Source organism: Longimicrobium sp., assembly GCF_036280135.1.
Lineage (GTDB): Bacteria > Gemmatimonadota > Gemmatimonadetes > Longimicrobiales > Longimicrobiaceae > Longimicrobium.
In genome coordinates this window covers 1-16,747 of the sequence record NZ_DASURI010000417.1, presented here as the reverse complement: position 1 = coordinate 16,747, position 16,747 = coordinate 1, and the positions used below count along the sequence as shown (strand labels likewise).

General features: G+C 73.2%; 18 protein-coding genes and 1 pseudogene. 14 read left to right on the top strand and 5 right to left on the bottom strand.

Annotated elements, in window-relative coordinates:
- The 14 genes and pseudogenes from VFZ20_RS13385 to VFZ20_RS13320 all read left to right on the top strand — a co-directional run.
- Nucleotides 1–559: pseudogene (locus tag VFZ20_RS13385) on the top strand (S-layer homology domain-containing protein); the annotation flags it as partial.
- A complete protein-coding gene (locus VFZ20_RS13380; RefSeq protein WP_329684394.1) occupies nucleotides 556–1,221 on the top strand; it encodes a hypothetical protein in 666 nt (221 codons plus the stop codon). The pseudogene VFZ20_RS13385 and the gene VFZ20_RS13380, both read left to right, overlap by 4 nt.
- Nucleotides 1,221–1,514, top strand: coding sequence for a PqqD family protein (locus VFZ20_RS13375; protein WP_329684393.1), 294 nt, complete (start codon nucleotides 1,221–1,223; stop codon nucleotides 1,512–1,514). Before VFZ20_RS13380 ends, VFZ20_RS13375 begins: the two co-directional genes overlap by 1 nt.
- A gap of 22 nt (nucleotides 1,515–1,536) precedes the next feature.
- Nucleotides 1,537–3,372, top strand: a complete 1,836-nt coding sequence (locus VFZ20_RS13370) for an asparagine synthetase B family protein (protein WP_329684392.1) — start codon at nucleotides 1,537–1,539, stop codon at nucleotides 3,370–3,372.
- Between the two features lie 26 nt (nucleotides 3,373–3,398).
- Complete coding sequence (locus VFZ20_RS13365; RefSeq protein ID WP_329684391.1) at nucleotides 3,399–3,539, top strand: lasso RiPP family leader peptide-containing protein; 141 nt, start codon at nucleotides 3,399–3,401, stop codon at nucleotides 3,537–3,539.
- A gap of 66 nt (nucleotides 3,540–3,605) precedes the next feature.
- Nucleotides 3,606–3,749: a lasso RiPP family leader peptide-containing protein gene (locus VFZ20_RS13360; protein ID WP_329684390.1), complete on the top strand. Its 144-nt coding sequence runs from the start codon at nucleotides 3,606–3,608 to the stop codon at nucleotides 3,747–3,749.
- Nucleotides 3,750–3,763: 14 nt separating this feature from the next.
- Nucleotides 3,764–4,741: a hypothetical protein gene (locus tag VFZ20_RS13355; RefSeq protein WP_329684389.1), complete on the top strand. Its 978-nt coding sequence runs from the start codon at nucleotides 3,764–3,766 to the stop codon at nucleotides 4,739–4,741.
- The gene (locus VFZ20_RS13350; protein ID WP_329684388.1) at nucleotides 4,734–5,882 is read left to right on the top strand and encodes a 50S ribosomal protein L11 methyltransferase; all 1,149 of its coding nucleotides are present in this window, start codon (nucleotides 4,734–4,736) and stop codon (nucleotides 5,880–5,882) included. The genes VFZ20_RS13355 and VFZ20_RS13350 overlap by 8 nt, the downstream gene beginning before the upstream one ends.
- Before the next feature lie 443 nt (nucleotides 5,883–6,325).
- On the top strand, nucleotides 6,326–7,528 hold the full coding sequence (locus VFZ20_RS13345) for a nucleotidyltransferase family protein (protein ID WP_329684387.1): 1,203 nt from the start codon (nucleotides 6,326–6,328) through the stop codon (nucleotides 7,526–7,528).
- Nucleotides 7,525–9,348, top strand: a complete 1,824-nt coding sequence (locus tag VFZ20_RS13340; RefSeq protein ID WP_329684386.1) for an ABC transporter ATP-binding protein — start codon at nucleotides 7,525–7,527, stop codon at nucleotides 9,346–9,348. The genes VFZ20_RS13345 and VFZ20_RS13340 overlap by 4 nt, the downstream gene beginning before the upstream one ends.
- Nucleotides 9,345–9,491, top strand: a complete 147-nt coding sequence (locus VFZ20_RS13335; RefSeq protein ID WP_329684385.1) for a hypothetical protein — start codon at nucleotides 9,345–9,347, stop codon at nucleotides 9,489–9,491. The genes VFZ20_RS13340 and VFZ20_RS13335 overlap by 4 nt, the downstream gene beginning before the upstream one ends.
- Nucleotides 9,492–9,560: 69 nt before the next feature.
- Entirely contained in the window at nucleotides 9,561–11,039 is a 1,479-nt protein-coding gene (locus VFZ20_RS13330) for an aldehyde dehydrogenase family protein (RefSeq protein ID WP_329684384.1), read from the top strand.
- Nucleotides 11,040–11,129: 90 nt separating this feature from the next.
- Nucleotides 11,130–11,960, top strand: a complete 831-nt coding sequence (locus VFZ20_RS13325) for a hypothetical protein (RefSeq protein WP_329684383.1) — start codon at nucleotides 11,130–11,132, stop codon at nucleotides 11,958–11,960.
- Nucleotides 11,961–11,967: 7 nt separating this feature from the next.
- Nucleotides 11,968–12,459, top strand: coding sequence for a GNAT family N-acetyltransferase (locus tag VFZ20_RS13320; RefSeq protein WP_329684382.1), 492 nt, complete (start codon nucleotides 11,968–11,970; stop codon nucleotides 12,457–12,459).
- Nucleotides 12,460–13,121: 662 nt separating this feature from the next.
- Here VFZ20_RS13320 and VFZ20_RS13315 read toward each other — a convergent pair.
- The 5 genes from VFZ20_RS13315 to VFZ20_RS13295 form a co-directional block, all read right to left on the bottom strand.
- Nucleotides 13,122–13,910, bottom strand: a complete 789-nt coding sequence (locus tag VFZ20_RS13315) for a 3'(2'),5'-bisphosphate nucleotidase CysQ (RefSeq protein ID WP_329684381.1) — start codon at nucleotides 13,908–13,910, stop codon at nucleotides 13,122–13,124.
- A 75-nt stretch (nucleotides 13,911–13,985) separates the two neighbouring features.
- Nucleotides 13,986–14,387 carry a type II toxin-antitoxin system VapC family toxin gene (locus tag VFZ20_RS13310; RefSeq protein ID WP_329684380.1) on the bottom strand — a complete coding sequence of 134 codons (402 nt, stop codon included), beginning with the start codon at nucleotides 14,385–14,387 and terminating at the stop codon, nucleotides 13,986–13,988.
- Entirely contained in the window at nucleotides 14,384–14,626 is a 243-nt protein-coding gene (locus VFZ20_RS13305) for a FitA-like ribbon-helix-helix domain-containing protein (RefSeq protein ID WP_329684379.1), read from the bottom strand. The genes VFZ20_RS13310 and VFZ20_RS13305 overlap by 4 nt, the downstream gene beginning before the upstream one ends.
- A 124-nt stretch (nucleotides 14,627–14,750) precedes the next feature.
- Nucleotides 14,751–15,611, bottom strand: coding sequence for a SprT-like domain-containing protein (locus VFZ20_RS13300; RefSeq protein WP_329684378.1), 861 nt, complete (start codon nucleotides 15,609–15,611; stop codon nucleotides 14,751–14,753).
- Complete coding sequence (locus VFZ20_RS13295) at nucleotides 15,608–16,723, bottom strand: radical SAM protein (RefSeq protein ID WP_329684377.1); 1,116 nt, start codon at nucleotides 16,721–16,723, stop codon at nucleotides 15,608–15,610. Before VFZ20_RS13295 ends, VFZ20_RS13300 begins: the two co-directional genes overlap by 4 nt.
- Nucleotides 16,724–16,747 lie beyond the last annotated feature (24 nt).

Below are 16,747 nucleotides of genomic sequence, written 5' to 3'. Positions count from 1 at the left end.
GGGCGTGGGCATCGGCACCCGGCGCGTGGTGGCGCTGGAGGTGGCCCTCACCTCGTACTCCACCCTGCGCGGCGCCCCCCTGGAGACGGGCGGGCTGAGCTTCAAGCTGCACCGCGCCCTGCCCCGCAACACCAGCGTGGCCGTGGGCTGGGAGAACGCCGTGCTGTGGGGCGGATCCGACGACAACGGCAGCGTGTACGCCGTGGCCACGCACACCATGGCCCTGCGCGAGAACCCCGCGGACCGGTTCAGCCTGGGCGTGTTCACGCTGGGCATCGGCAACGGCCGCTTTCGCTTCGAGGACGACGACGCGGCGGGCAGGGAGACGGTCAACGTCTTTGCCGCCGCGGGGCTGCGCATCAGCGACCCCGTCTCCGTCATGGCCGACTGGACGGGCCAGGACCTGAACCTGGCCGCGTCCATCACCCCCGTGCGCCGCGTGCCCTTCGTCGTCACGGCGGGCGTGGCGGACCTGACCGGCAACGCGGGCGACGGCGCCCGCTTCATCCTGTCCCTGGGCTACGGCCTTTCCATCCGCCAGCCGTTCACCGGACGATGAACCGCATCCACCGCACGCTCCTGCTGGCCCTGGCCGCCGCCGCGCTCCCCGCGGCGGCCCAGGCCCAGCCGTTTCGCTCCGACGTCACGGGCCCCATCCCCACGGGCAGCGGCATCGCCGGGATGGGTTACCCCGTGGTGCCCGTCCGCGACATCGAGGGCGCCCTCTTTCGCCAGGTGAGCGGGCGCACGGCGTTCCGCACCCGCGGCATCGCCGACGCCGTGCTGGGCGAGGCCGCCGCCGCGCACCAGGAGGCCTGCTCCGGCACCCTGCAGCGCCCCCGCGACTGGGCAGACTCCACCGCCTTTACCGCCGAGGCGCAGCGCGTGGTCTGCGGGCTGCTGTCGCGCCCCGGCCTGGACACGGACGAGGCCCGCCGCGTGCTGGCCGCCCTGCGCGCCTGCATCCCCGGCCAGCCGGAGGACACGGCCGAGGCCCTCGTCCGCGCCCTGGCGGGGCTGGCGGCCGTGGAGCCGGCGTTCGTGGACGGGCGGCAGCGCTACATCGCGGGCGAGCGGTGGGAAGCGGCGTTCACGGCGTACGACCGCTTCCTGGACTCCGTCCCCGACGGCATGCTGGACCCGCCGCCCGCCGAGCTGCGGGTGATCGCGGCCATCCTGGACCGCCTGGTGGACGCCGGCCTGGCCGCCTCCGATCGCTGATGCCCCTGCCGATGGACGCGGACACCCGCGTGGTGGCCGCGCGGGACCAGGTGTCGGTGGAGGTGGAGGGCGAGGCCGTGATCCTGTCCCTGGCCGACGGCGTGTACTACGGCCTGGACCCCGTGGGCGCCCGCGTGTGGACCCTGCTGGAGCAGCCCCGCACCGTGGCCGAGCTGCGCGACGCCGTCGTGGCGGAGTGGGAGGTGGACGCCCCCACGGCGGAGCGCGACCTGCTGGCGCTTCTCGACGCGCTGGCCGGCCGCGGCCTGGTCGAGGTCCAGCCGGCGGCGTGACGTCGATCGAGGTCCGCGGCGGATGAGCGGCATCGCCGGCGTCGTGAGCCTGGACGGCGCGCCCGTGGACCCCGGGCTCCCGGCGCGGATGGCCGCCTGCCTGGCCGCGCGGGGCCCGGACGGCACGCGCTCGTGGTCCGCCGGACCGGCCGGGCTCGCCCACGGCCTGCTGCGCACGGGCGACCCCGGCGAGGACGTCCCCCAGCCCCTGTCGCTGGACGGGCGCTCGTGGATCGTGGCCGACGCGCGCATCGACGGGCGCGAGGACCTGGTCCGCGCGCTGCGGGCGGCGGACGTCCGGGTCGAGGTCGACGCGCCCGCGGCGGAGCTCATCCTGCACGCCGTACGCGTGTGGGGGCTGGACGCCCCGGCCCGCCTGCTGGGCGACTTCAGCTTCGCCGTGTGGGACGCGGGGCGCCGCCGCCTGTTCTGCGCGCGCGATCATCTCGGCGTAAAGCCGTTCTTCTACGCGCGGACCTTTCGCGCGCTCGTCCTGGGCAACACCCTGGACTGCGTGCGGCTGCACCCGGCCGTGAGCGGCGAGCTGGACGAGGCGTGGATCGCGGACTTCCTCGTCCACGGCGACACCCAGGCCCACGCCACCGTCTACGCCGCCATCCGCCAGCTCCCCCCCGCGCATTCGCTGGTGATGGAGGACGGGCACGTCTCCCTCCACCGCTACTGGCAGCTGCCCGTGGAGCCCGCCGCGCTCCCGTCCACCCGCGTGCGCGACGTGGTGGAAGGCGGGCTGGAGACGCTGCGGACGGCCGTGCGCGACCGCCTGCCGAACGGGTCCGCCGCCTTCTTTCTCAGCGGCGGACGCGATTCCACCTCGCTGGCCGCGCTGGCGGTGGACACGGTGCGACGGGGCGAGCGGCGGACGGCGCTGCGGGGCTACACGGCGCACTACGCGCGGCTGATGCCGGACGAGGAGCGCCCGTACACGCAACTGGCGGCGGACGCGCTGGGCATCCCCGTCCATTTCCTCCCCGTGGACGACTACGCCGTGTTCGGCCGGTGGGACGCGCCGGAGCTGCGCCGCCCGCAGCCCACGGACAACGTGCTGGGCGCCATCGAGGCCGACCAGCTGCGCCAGGCCGCCGCCCACGCCCGCGTGCTCATCACGGGCCAGGGCGGCGACCCCGTGCAGCGCGAGACGCGCTCCCGGCTCACGCGGCTGGCGGCGCGCGGACGGCTGCTGCGCGCGGCGACGGAGGCGGCGCAGTACGCGTGGTGGCACCGGCGCCTGCCCCGCCCCGGCGTGCGCACCTGGCTGGCGGAGCGCGGCGGCGCGCGGCCGTGGACGGCCGAGGCGCCCGCGTGGATCGCGCCGGAGCTCGCGCGGCGCGTGGGGCTGGCCGAGCGGCTCGCCGCGTGGAACGCGTGGGACGTGCCCGCGCACCGCCTGCGGCCCGAGGCGTACGAGACGCTCGTGGCCCCGCTCTGGCAGACGCTCTTCCTGTCGTACGATCCCGGCGTGACGGGCGTGCCCCTCGAGGTGCGCCACCCGTTCTTCGACCTGCGGGTGATCTCGTACTGGTTGTCCGTTCCGCCCGCGCAGTGGTATAATGATAAGGGCTTGCTGCGCATAGGGATGCGCAGATTCTTGCCGGAAGCGTTCCTGCGCCGCCCCAAGACGCCGCTCACGGGCGATCCCCTGGCCCTGCGCCGGGCGCGCGACGGCGACGCCTGGCTGGGCGGACGGACGATCGGCGACGAGGTGGCGCGCTGGGTGGACGTCGCCCGCGTCCCCGCCGCCATGGGGGGACGGTCGCCCGCGCCGCCCGTTCGAACCTGGGAGGACGTTCGCCCGCTGGCCCTGTCGCTGTGGCTGGCCGGCGTGAACCGCACGAGGTAAGTCACACCGGAATGGAGAGTATTTGCATGGAAACGCCGATGATGAGCGCCCGCAAGCCGTACGCGCCCCCGCGCCTGACCGTCTATGGCGACCTGCGCGAGGTGACGCTTACGAACCTGACCAAGAACATGAACGACCCGAGCAACTCCTCCACGTCGATGACCTGAGGGGCGCGTGTTTCGCGCCCACGGCGACGTTCGTGCGAGGCGGTTGGTTCGGGATGACCGGACGCCATGCAGAATCCCAAGCCCCACCGGCCCCGCAAGCCGTACGCGCCGCCCCGCCTGACCATCTACGGCGACCTGCGCGACGTGACCCTCACCAACCTGACCAAGAACATGAACGACCCCGGCAACTCGTCCAACACGATGACCTGAGGCCGTTCACCCGCGTGCGCTACCGCCTGTACGGCCTCTCCGTGGAGACCGACCGGCCGCTTCCCGGCCTGGCCCCCGCCGGCGCGCCTGGCCCCGCGGACCTGCGGATGTGGCTGGGCGCCGTGCCGCCCCACGTCTTTCCCCCCGTGCCCGAGCTGCCCTGGTACACGTCCCCCCGCGTCACGCTTACGGAGGAGCCGTCGCTGCGGGCGTACCGGAGCGCGGACGGCGCGTTCTTTCGATTCCACTACGCGGACGGAACGGAGCTGCGGGTGGACGCGGCGGGCACGCGCGTGGCCTGCACGTGGCCCGCGCCGCTCACGCTGGAGGACGCGGCCACCTACCTGCTGGGCTCCCTCTTCGGCTTCGTGCTGCGGCTGCGGGGCATCCCCGCCCTGCACGCCAGCGCCGTCGCGCTGGGAGACCGGACGGTCGCGATCTGCGGGCCGGCGGGCGCGGGCAAGTCCACCACGGCCGCCGCCTTTGCCGCGCGGGGCCGCCCCGTCCTGGCGGACGATGTCGTCGCGCTGCGGGAGGGCGCGGACGGCCTTTGCGTTCAGCCCGCCTATCCCCACCTGCGCCTGTGGCCCGACGTGCTCCCCGCCCTGGGCACGGGCGACCTTCCTCCGCTTACGCCCAACTGGGACAAGCGCTTTCGCGACCTGGCCGCGGCGGGCGCCTTTCACGACGCGCCCCTGCCCCTGGGGGCCGTCTACGTCCTGGGCGGGCGCGAGGAGGACGACGCGCCGCGGCTGGAGCCCCTGCCGCCCGCGGAGGCCGTGCTGCAGCTGGTGGGCAACGCGTACATGGGATGGCTGCCGGACGCCGCCGCCCGCGCGCGCGACTTGGCCGTGTTTGGCCGCGTGGCGCGCGCGCTCCCCGTGGTCCGCGTGATCCCGCACGCGGACCCGCGGCGCGTGGGCGCGCTGTGCGACGCCATCGAGGCGGACTTCACCGCGCGGACGATGCGGATGGGAGGAACGGATGCCTGAGACCTACGCCTTGGGCGGATACGGCGACATGGTGGCGGACCGCGTGCGGACGGGCGCGTACGCCGCCGCCATCGCGCGGGTCGTCCGCCCCGGCGACGTGGTGCTGGACATCGGCGCGGGCGCGGGCATCCTCTCCCTCCTGGCCTGCCGGGCCGGCGCGCGCCGCGTGTACGCCGTGGAGCCGGCGGAGGCCATCCACACGGCGCGCGCCATCGCGCGGGAGAACGGCTTCGGGGACCGCATCGAGCTCATCCAGGGCGTCTCCACGGAGATCGACCTCCCCGAGCGGGCGAACGTCATCGTGAGCGACCTGCGCGGCGCGCTTCCCCTCTTTCAGCACCACGTGCCGTCCATCGCCGACGCGCGGGCGCGGCTGCTGGCGCCCGGCGGCACGCTCATCCCCCGCGCGGACGTGCTCTTCGCCGCGCCCGTGGAGGCAGCGGACGTGTACGGGCGCCTCGTGGGCCCGTGGGAGGAGGGCGACCTGGGGCTGCGGATGACGGCCGCGCGGCGGCAGGCCGTGAACACCTGGGCCAAGGCCCGGCTGGGCACGGAGGCGCTGCTGGCGCGGCCGTGCGCCTGGGACGTGCTGGACTACGCGACCCGCACGGATCCGGACACGCGCGCGTCGCTGGAGTGGAGAGTGGCGCGGGACGGGACGGCGCACGGCCTGTCGCTGTGGTTCCAGGCGGAGCTGGCGGAGGGGATCGGCTGGTCCACGGGCCCGGGCGCGCCGGAAACCATCTACGGCACGCCGTTCGTCCCCTTCGCGGAGCCCGTCGCCGTCCGCGCGGAGGACCGCATCGTCGTGCGGCTGCAGGGGCGGCTGGTAGGGGACGACTACGTGTGGGTGTGGGAGACGAGCATTCACCGCGCGGCGGCGGATTCCGTGCACTTTCGCCAGTCCACGACGTTGGCGGAGCCCCTCTCGCCGGCCAAGCTGCGCCGCCGCGCGCACGATCATCGCCCCGTGCTGGGCGAGGAGGGGCGCATCGACCGGATGGTGCTGGAGCGGATGGACGGCGGCGCCACGCTGGAGGAGATCGCGCGGGCGCTGCAGGCCGCCTTTCCCGCGCGCTTTGCCCGCTGGGAGGATGCCCTGACCCGCGTGGGCCGCCTGTCCGAGCAGTATGGGGCGTGAGCCCCGCCGTTCGTCGTGTCTCGCCCGTGCTGTCGTCGTGCACGGGCAAGGTCCGGGCGCGGCGCGACCGATTCTTCACACGGCGCCATCCGTCGCGCGACGGATCCTGGCGGCGCCTCCTTCAGAGGCTGTTCGGGAACCCGCGTCCGCGATGCGTCATCCTGAGGGAGCGCCGCGCACAACACGAACGCACGCAGGGCTTCGGCGCGACCGAAGGATCTTGTGTGCGGGACTCGGAAGTGACTTCCGTGCACGAGGGTCACCCCCGAGCTTCGCGGGCAAGATCCTTCGTCGCCGCCATAGATCACGCCTGGACGTAGATCACGCGGCGGCTCCTCAGGATGACGCTTCGCGGAATGGCGCCCTGCTCTCCGCCCGCGACCAACCCGTGGCGTGATCATCCCCCGAAATGACAGCAGGTCCGTGCCGGGTGTAGATTGCGGATGATGCCCATCCTCCGCCCCCATCCGCCGCGCGCCCCCGACGCATCCGCCCCGCCCGCGCACACGCTGCTGCGGGCGTGCACCCGCGCGTCGTTCGACGCGGACGGCGCCGCGCCCGCGCTTGCGCAGACCGTTGCGTCGGGCGTGGACTGGGACGCGTTCCTGGCCCTCGCGGAACGGAATCGACTCCTGCCGCTGGCCCACCGCGCCCTCGCGGAACGGGCGGACGTGCCGGAGACCGTTCGGTCTCACCTGCGCTCCGCGTACGCCGTCAACGCGCGGCACGCCCTGCAGCTGGCGGGCGAGCTGCGCCGGCTGTTGGACGCGCTCGACCAAGCGGGCGTCCGCGCGCTGGCGTACAAGGGGCCGGCGCTGGCCGTCCGCGCGTACGGGCACCTTGCCCTGCGCACCTACAGCGACCTGGACCTGCTCGTCCGCCCGGCGGACGTGCCCACGGCGGAGGGCGTGCTCCGCACGCACGGCTACGTGTCCACCTATCACTTCACGCCCGCGCAGGACGCGGCGTTCCGGCGCGTGGACGGCGACTACCCGTATCATCATCCCCGGACCGGCGGGCTCGTGGAACTGCACGGCCGCGTGTCGTCCACCCGCTTCGTGGCGGAGCTGCCGACGGAACGGCTGATGGCGCGCGCCCGGCCCGTGCCCATCGGCGGCGGGGACGTGCCCGCCCCCGCGGACGACGACCTGTTCCTGGCGCTCTGCCTGCACGGCGCCAAGCACCGCTGGGCGCGGCTGGAGTGGCTGGCCTGCGCCGCCGCCCTGGCCGTCCGCGCGGCGGTGGACCTGTCCGCCGTCCTCCGCCGCGCGGGAGAGGCCGGCGCGCGGCGGGCGACGCTGCTGGCACTGCTCCTGGCCCGCGACGCTCTGGGGCTGGCGCTCCCGGCGGACGTCGAGGCATCCATCGAGACCGATCAGTCCCTCGATGCGCTGGCGGCGGAGGCGCGCGGCCTGTGGTTCGCGGACGACGTGGACACGGACGAAGCCACGCCCGCCAACCTGCGCTTCAACGCGCGGCTGATGGACGGCCCGTCGCAGCGGGCGCGTTACGCCGCGCGCTGGCTGTTCCTGCCGTCGCCCGAAGACTGGACGTGGGTGCGGCTGCCGGACGCCCTGGCGCCGCTGTACCGCGTGCTGCGGCCCCTGCGGCTGGCCGCGCGCTACGGCCGGAGGCGCGGCGGATGATGGGGATCGCCTGGCGCTTTTTCCGCGCCATGACCCGGCTGATGCCCCGGCGCATCGCCGCCGGCGTGGCCCTGTCGCTGGCCGTGACGGCGTCGGAGGCGGCGGGCGTGCTGCTGCTGGCGCAGCTGCTGGCCCTGGCGGGGATCGGCACCCCGCGGGGCGCCGCGGGGACGCTCGTGCGGACGGTGGGCGACGCGTTCCGGGCCGTGGGCTGGCAGCCCACGCTGGGGCCCGTGCTCACCGTGTTCGTCGTGCTGGCCGTGGCCCTGGCCCTGTTGCAGCGCACGCAGAACCTGGTGGCCAACCGCATGGAGCTGGAGGTGTCGCTGGACGCCCGCACGCGCCTGTACGACGCCATCGCGGGGGCGCGCTGGCTGCCGCTGGCCCGCGCGCGCGGCTCCGACCTGCTCACGGGCCTCACGACCGAGGTGGACCGCGTGGGCAGCGCCGCCGCGTTCCTCCTTACCTTCTTCGTCCACGCGCTGCTGGCCCTGGCGTACCTGGCCGTGGCCCTGCGCCTGTCGCCCGCGCTCACGGGCGTGGCCATGGCGTGCGGCGGCGTGCTGCTGGTGACGCTGCGCCGCAACCGCGTGGCCACCCGCGCCGCCGGGCAGGAGATCAGCACCGTCTCGGCCGAGCTCGTGTCGGCCGCCACGGAGCACCTGGGCGCCCTCAAGGTCGTAAAGAGCTACGGCGCGGAGGAGCGCAACGCACGCATGTACGCCGCCGTGGCCCGCCGCGCCACCGAGGTGCGCATGCGGGCCTGGGGCACCTACGCCGACGCGCGCGCCGGCTTCATCTCCGGCTCCGTGGTCATGCTGGCCGTGATGGCGTACGTGGCCCTGGCCGTGCTCCAGGTGAGCGGCTCCACGGTGCTGCTGCTGGTGCTGATCTTCTACCGGCTGGTGCCGCGCCTGGCCAACCTGCAGAACGTCTACCAGATGCTCTCGCACGACCTGCCCGCGTGGGAGGAGGTCGAGGCCCGCATCGCCGCGCTGGAGGCGGAGCGCGAGGCATTGTCCGAGACGGCGGAGCGGGCGGTGGTGGCGCGGTCCATCCGCTTCGAGGACGTGTCGTTCGCGTACGAGCCCGGCCGCGCCGACGCCGTGCACGGGCTCACGCTGGAGATCCCCGCGCGGCAAACGACGGCCGTCGTGGGCCCGTCCGGCGCGGGCAAGACCACCGTGGCGGACCTGGTGCTGGGGCTGGTGCAGCCGCGGTCGGGGCGCATCACCGTCGACGGGCGCGCGCTGGACGAACGCTGGCTGCGGGCGTGGCGGGCGGGGATCGGGTACGTGGCGCAGGACACGCTGCTCTTCAACGACACCGTGCTGGCCAACCTGCGCTGGGCACAGCCCGACGCCACCGAGGCGGAGGTGTGGGAGGCGCTGCGGCTGGCCGCGGCGGAGTCGTTCGTCCGCGCGCTGCCGGACGGGCTGGCCACCCCCGTGGGCGACCGCGGCGTGCGGCTCAGCGGCGGCGAGCGGCAGCGCCTGGCCCTGGCCCGCGCCCTGCTGCGCCGCCCCGCCCTGCTGATTCTGGACGAGGCCACGAGCGCGCTGGACTCCGAGAACGAGCGGCGCATCCGCGACGCCATCCGCGGGCTGCACGGGCGGATGACCATCCTGGTGATCACGCACCGCCTGCCCAGCGTGCGCGACGCGGACGTGGTGCACGTGATGGAGGGCGGCCGCTGGGTGGAAAGCGGCACCTGGGCGGCGCTGATGGAGCGCCCCGCCGGCCGCTTTCGCCGCCTGTGGGCCAGCCAGGCCGGCGAGGCTGACGCGCCCGAGCCCGAGGCGGAGGAGGCGGTCCCGTGAGCATCGCCGACGGCACGCGCATCGGGCGGCCGGGCTCCGTGCTCCAGTTGGTTACCGCCGCGTTCTACGGCACCACGATCATGCGGGTCGCCGCGCGGAGCTGGATCGCCCGTTCGGGATCCGCCGCCCCGGCCCCCGCTTGATCGCGTGGGATTTTCGTCCCATGCTGATGAGGTTCGCAGAAAACGGCCGCCTTTCGCGCAGGTGATGCAATGTCCGACCTGATGAGCCCGCCCGTGCACGCGCCCGCCGCGCCGTCTACCGACGACGCGGCGCAGGTCGCCCACGCGCGGCGGCTGTTCGAGCTGCAGCGCGGGTCGCGCTGGCGCGTGGCGCAGACGAGCGCCAGGGTGCGCATCGCCCGGCTGCGGTGGCTGCGCAAGGCCATCCTCAACCACCGGCAGGCGCTGTACGACGCCGTGTGGGCGGACTTTCGCAAGCCCGCGCCGGAGTTCGAGATCACCGAGATGCAGCTGGTGCTCAACGAGATCTCGCACACCATCAGGCACCTGCGAAAGTGGATGCGGCCGCGCCGCGTGCCCACCACGCCCCTGCTGGCCGGCACGCGCAGCCGCGTGGTCCACGAGCCGCGGGGGCAGGTGCTCGTCCTGGCCCCGTGGAACTACCCGTTCCAGCTGCTCTTCAGCCCGCTCGTGGCCGCGGTGGCGGCGGGCAACGTGTGCATCCTGCGGCCGTCCGAAAAGGTGCCCGCCACCTCCGCCGTGATGGCGCGCATCGTCGCCGAGGCGTTCCCCGAGGACGAGGTGGGCTTGGTGCTGGGCGGCGTGGACGCGGCCGACGCGCTGCTGCGGCTGCCGTTTGACCACTTCTTCTTCACGGGCAGCACGGCCGTGGGCCGCAAGGTCATGCACGCCGCCGCCGACCACCTGGCCAGCGTCACGCTGGAGCTGGGCGGCAAGTCACCCGCGATCGTGGACCGCTCGGCCGACGTGGCGCAGGCGGCGGAGCGCATCGTCTGGGGCAAGTTCGTCAACGCGGGGCAAACGTGCGTGGCCCCCGACTACGTGCTGGTGAACGAGGCGGACGTGCACGCGTTCCTGGACGCCGCCGTCCGCGCCGTCCGCCGCTTTTACGGCGAGCACGACGAGGTGCAGCGCGCCAGCCAGGACTTTGCCCGCATCGTGGACGACCGCGGCTTTCAGCGGCTGGACGACGCCCTGCGCGCCACCCTGGCGGACGGCGCGCGCGTGGTCACGGGCGGCAAGACGGACGCCGCGCAGCGGTACGTCGCGCCGACGATCCTCTCGGACGTGCGGCCGGACTCGCCCGTGATGCGCGAGGAGATCTTTGGCCCCATCCTGCCCGTGATCCCCGTGCCCTCGCTGGACGCCGCGCTGGCGTACGTCAACGCGCGGCCCAAGCCCCTGGCGCTGTACGTCTTCACGAAGAGCGGCAGGGTGGCGAAGCAGGTGGTGCGCGGCACGACGGCGGGCGGCACCATCGTCAACCACGTCATCTGCCACCTGGCCAACCCCGACCTGCCGTTCGGCGGCGTGGGCGAGAGCGGCCAGGGCAGCTACCACGGCCACGCGGGGTTCCGCGCGTTCAGCCACGAGCGCGCCGTGCTGCACGCCGGGCGCTGGAGCCTGGCGCCGCTGTACTATCCGCCGTACGGCCCCAAGATGCGCCGGATGGCCAGCATGATATCGAAGTGGCTGGAGCGCCGGTGAGGACACGCTCCAGCCGCTGATATGAGGCGGCCTTCCCGCGCCCCGGTTCCGTGCGGCTTCATCCATCCTCTTCCATTCCCGCCCCAGCCCATGATCCGCATTCGCCTCTCCCCGCTTGCCGCCGCGCTCTTTCTGGCCGTCGTGCCGGCCGCCGCGCAGACCCTGCCGGGCGCCTTCACCATCCCGCCCGGCGAGTACGAGTACCGGTGGATGGTGCGCGTCCACCCGGACAACACGGTGGAGCGCACGCCCATCCGCGGCTCCCTGCGCCTGCAGCCCGACGGCCGCTTTGTCCACGGCCGCGAGCGCGAGGGCATTGCCTGGTCGCGGTCCAGCGGCGGGTACAGCCCCGACGGCAACCTGCTGTACATCACCAGCATGACGGATCCCGGCGCCATGACCTCGGTGACGGACACCTTTGTCGTGCGGCATCCGGGCGACCGGCTGTTCCTGTGGCAGAACCTGCACGAGGAAGGAAAGGTCGAGTACGAGCTCGCGCCCGTGGGCGCCCCGGCGGAGCGGGCGGCGGCGCCGGGCGTGATCCCCGGGCTGTACGGCTACGTGGCCGAGGTGCTGTACTACGAGGCCGGATCGGCCGGCCTGCCGCTGGCCCGGCGTGCGTACGCCACCAGCTTTCCCGCGGCGAGCACGCGCGGCGTGTGGATGCAGCTGCAGATCGAGTATCCCACGGCGCTCACCGGCGCGGAGTACCCGGTGACGTGCCGGATTCGCGACGCCGCCGGCCAGGTGGTGAACGAGGGCACGTCGTCCATCCGGGTCACGCCCGGGAGCGGCGCGCGCTACTTCATCCACGGCTGGGGGGCAGACACGCCGGGCGGGCTGCCGTCCGGCAGCTATCGCGTGTCGTGCAGCATCGGCGGCGAGGAGATGCTCATCCAGGGCGCGTTCCAGGTCACCTGACGAGGCGATGCAGACGACCATCCGCTCCGCGAACGAGGCGGACGTCCCGCTCATCCTGCGCTTCATCCGCGAGCTGGCGGAGTACGAGCGGCTGCTGCACGAGGTGGTGGCGACGGAGGAGACGCTGCGGGCCACGCTCTTTGGCCCGCGGCCGGCGGCGGAGGTGGTGATCGCGGAAGAGGACGGCGAACCGCTGGGGTTCGCGCTGTTCTTTCACAACTACTCGACGTTCCTGGCGCAGCCGGGGCTGTACCTGGAGGACCTGTACGTCCGCCCGGAGGCGCGGGGACGGGGCACGGGGCGCGCGCTTCTGGCGCACCTGGCCCGATTGGCGCGCGAGCGGGGCTGCGGGCGGCTGGAGTGGTGGGTGCTGGACTGGAACGAGTCCGCCATCCGCTTCTACCGATCGCTGGGCGCGCGGCCCATGGACGAGTGGACGGTGTTCCGCCTCACGGGCGCCGACCTCGCCCGCCTCGCCGACGAAGCCGCCGGTGGATGAACGATGCGGATCGGATGACGAACGGCCCGCGACCGAACCTGGTCGCGGGCCATTCAGCTTTCCGTCCCGTGCACGGGAGAATCCCCGTTGTCGCAGTTCTCTTTACCCTCGCCCGCGCTGTCATTCTGAGCGACCGAGGCGCCGGCTGGGTCTAGCCCTGCCGTGATGCGTCCGGCGCCGACCGAGCGAAGAATCTGGTCGCCAGAGTGCGTGGTCCCGCCCGCGCGCTGAGTTCCGCGCGAGGAGTTCGCGCACGGGCGAGGTCTGTGCGCGGCGCGGCCAGATTCTTCACTCGGCGCCATCGTGCACAGGACGGATCCCGACGGCGCCTCCTTCAGAATGACAGCATAGGACGGATCCCGTTGTCGCAGTTCTCTTTACCCTCGCCCGTGCTGTCATTCTGAGCCGACCGAGGCGCCGGCTGGGCCTGTCCCTGCCGTGATGCGTCCGGCGCCGACCGAGCGAAGAATCTGGTCGCCGGAGTGCCTGATCCCGCCCGCGCGCTGAGTTCGCGCGCGAGGGGTCCGCGCACGGGCGAGGTCTGTGCGCGGCGCGACCCGATTCTTCACTCGGCGCCATCGTGCACGGGACGGATCCCGACGGAGAATGACGGCGGGGGACAGGCCCGCGCGACGCGGTTCATCGACGCGTCGCGTCCCCGATCAGAGCGGCGCGGTGGCCAGGCGGAGCAGTTCGTCGTGGACGCGGCCGTTGCTGGCGGCGATGCCGCGCCACTGGGGCTCGGGCCGGTTGTACTCGGCGGGGGTGCCGTCCAGCCGGGTCACGACGCCGCCGGCCTCCGCCACGATCACCTCGGCGGCGCAGATGTCCCACTCCGCCTTGGGCCCGCGCGAGACGAACGCCTCGGCGCCGCCCTGCGCCACGCGGCACATCTTGTACGCCGTGCTCCCCAGGGGCTCCACGCGCCAGTCGGCGGCGAACGCGTCGAACTCGCCGCGCTTCATCTCCCAGCGCGACGCTACGATGCGCGGCATCTCCCCCGCGCCCACGTCCGACACGCGGATGGGCTTGCCGTCGCGAAAGGCGCCGCCGCCCACGGCCGCGCTGAACACCTCGTCCGTGGCGGGGTTGAGCACCACGCCCAACACGGCGCGCCCGGCGTCCACCAGCCCCACGCAGATGGCGAACTCCGGCCGTCCCAGGACGAACGAGTTGGTGCCGTCGATGGGGTCCACCACCCACAGCCGCGTGCGCGAAAGCCGGTCGGGCGAGTCCGCCGTCTCCTCGGAGAGCCAGCCGTAGTCCGGCCGGGCCTCCATGAGCATGCGGCGCAGGATGCGGTCGGCGGCCAGGTCCGCCTCGGTCACGGGCTGGTCGGCGGACTTGTAGCGCACCTCCTGCTCCACCCGGAACGCGCGCCAGACGGACTCGCCCGCCGCGCGCGCCGCGCGGATGGCCAGCTCCAGGTCTTCCTGATACGGATTGCTCACTCGGCCTGCCTCAACGAAGACCGCGCCGGCCAACCCGAGCGGCGCGGCGGGAAAGCACTCGAAAGATGTCCAGCTTCACGTGACGAAGTCCTCGGGAGAGATCGCGGTCTGCGGAAACTCCCGCAGGACCTTTTTGTCCGCGGTGACCAGCGGGATTCCGAGAAGCTGGGCCAGGTACACGAACTCGCAATCGTATGCGGTGCAGCCGGAGCTGTACGCCATCGCGAGCACCGGCGCCGAATCGACGTGATGCTCGTTCCCGGCCAGGATTGACTCGGCATCCGCCATGATGCCGAGCGCATCCGGAAGCGTCATCAGGCTCTTTCGGAGATATCCCGCGAGAACGTTGCGCATCTCGCTCCGCCAGAACGCGGGAGCGGCCCAGGCGGGATCCTTGGCCAGCACGGCTTCGGCCGTCGCCGTCGCCGATCCGCTGATCAGCAGATACGCGATCAGGTTGGTGTCCGAAACGATCACAGCCGTCCTTCCGCCCTGGCCTCTGCCAGGAACTCGTCCGTGAGCGGCGGAAGCTCCATCCGCGCGCGGCGGGCGCGAACGCGCGAAAGGAATTCCTCCGGATCGATGGACGCCCGCCCTACCGATCGCTCCAGCCGAAGAAGGACCTCGCTGTTGATGCTGCGCCGGTTCGCCTCCGCGCTCCGCCGGAGGTCATCGAGCAGCTCGTCCGGAATTCCCTTGATGGTCAGGCTGGCCATGCGTGCTCCGTGGTTGCAGAATGGAACCACTTGGAATTTAAATGAGCTATCCCGCACAGACAACCGCCCCGCGCCGCCGTTGCCGGCTGTCCCCTGTCCCCCGCAGTTCCCGGCCGTCCGCCGTTCACCCCGACCGCGGCCGCTGCTTCCACTGCACGGGCCGCGTGGCCCGCGGATGCACGTCCAGGCGCCGGGCCCAGGCGCGGAACTCGTCGCCGTGGTCGGGCTTCTTGCCTTCCACGTGCTGCCACAGGTGAATCATCTCGTGCCGCAGGGTCAGCTCCGACTCGCCGGGCGCGCCGTGCGTGCACAGCTGGCGGGAGATGACGATCTCCAGCGGATGCGAGCAGAAGTGGCCGTTGCGCCGCCGCATGCTGCCGCTCAGGAAGAGCGGCACCTCCGGGAGCGATCCGCCGAACTTTTCCGCGTTCACCCGCCGGAACTCCGCCAGCAGCCGGTCCAGGTGCGGCTGGTCGCCCGGCTCCACGCGGCGCGCGCGGGGGCGGCGGCGGGGCACGGACGGGTCCGCCGGGATGCGGTCGATGAACTCGCGCACGACGGCCTTGGCCCGCGCCCGGGTCCGCGCGTCGCGGCCCGTGAACAGCCGCGCCACGGCCACCAGCACGTCGTCCGGCGCCTCGGCAAACGCCACGTTCAGCCGCAGGGCGCGGCCCCGCTCCGCCGCGGAGGCCATGATCCGCCGGTTGCGCGTGTACACCACCTTGTAGAACTGCGGCGTGACCCGCGCGATCACGGCCAGCGTCTGCGCCTCGGACCGGCCGGACGGCGCCGGGCGGACGGAGCGCGGCTCCGGCCTGGCTTTCGGCGCGGACGCGTGCGGCCGCGGATCGGCCCTGGGCGACGCGGCGGCGGGACGGCCGGGCGCGGCGGGCGGCGTCTGGGGCGCAGACGATTTCGGCCGGGGCCGCGGGGGAGGCGGCGCCCAGCCGAACAGGTCCAGCACCTCGTCCAGCAGGCGGCTCACGCGCTGGCAGCCAGCGCGGGCGGCCGGGCCGCGTGGCGGTACTCCACCTGGTATCCCAGGCGGCGCGGCACCTCCAGCAGCGCCTCCATGTCGCGCTCGATGCGGGCGCCGGCCTTTTGCGTCACCTCGTCCTCCAGCGGCAGGTCAAAGTCGTCCGCGCCGTACTCCAGCGCGCGGAACGCCTCCTCGTTCTGCGTGAGGACGGAGGTGCGAAAGTGCTTGACGTTGTCCAGGTAGATGCGGCACAGGGCCATGTGGCGCCAGTACTCGCGCGGCGTGATCTCGGCGCCGCCCAAGTCCGTGCCGTACGGCTTGTACGTCCAGCAGAGGAAGGAGAACAGGCCCTCCCAGCCGTCCTGGATGCAGTCGTCCTGGAAGGCGCGGGTGCGCTCCAGGTGCTCCAGCCGCTCGTCCAGCGTCTCGTCGAAGCCGATGACCATCGTGGCCGTGGTGCGCATCCCCGTCTCCACGATGGCACGCTGGGCCTGGAAGTACTCCTTGACGGTGTACTTGAACTTGGCGTGGCGCTTTCGGAAGTCTTCCGTGAGGATCTCCGACCCGCCGCCCGTGATCCAGAACACACCCGCGTCGCGCAGCCGCTCCGCCGCCTCGTGATGGGAGAGCCTGGCGCGGTCCGCCAGGTACATGAACTCGGCGATGGTGAGCGCGTAGAACTCCACCCGGTCGCCGTAGCGCTCGCGCACGGCGGCGAACAGGTCCGCGTAGAAGTGCAGGGGCAGCTTGGGGTTGAAGCCGCCGTTGAAGCCCACCAGGTCGCCGCCGACGTCCAGCAGCTCGTCGATCTTGGCAAAGACGTCTTCCCGGGACAGGACGTAGCCGCCGTCCTGGTTGGGAAGCACGTAAAAAGCGCAGTAGTCGCACTGCGCCACGCACACGTTGGTGTAGTTGATGATGCGCATCACCATGTAGGTGGCGCGGTCCGGCGCGTGGTAGCGCGCGCGGACGGCGCCGGCGAGCGCCTTGAGCTCGTCGTCGCTGGCGTGCTCCCACAGGAGGCGCGCCTCGGGGGTGGTGATGCGTCCGCCGCCCCGGACCTTTTCCGCGATCCCGGCGAGCGCGTCCTGCACGCCCGCGGCCGTATCGAGCAACACGGTGTCTCCCTGTGCGTTGCGAGG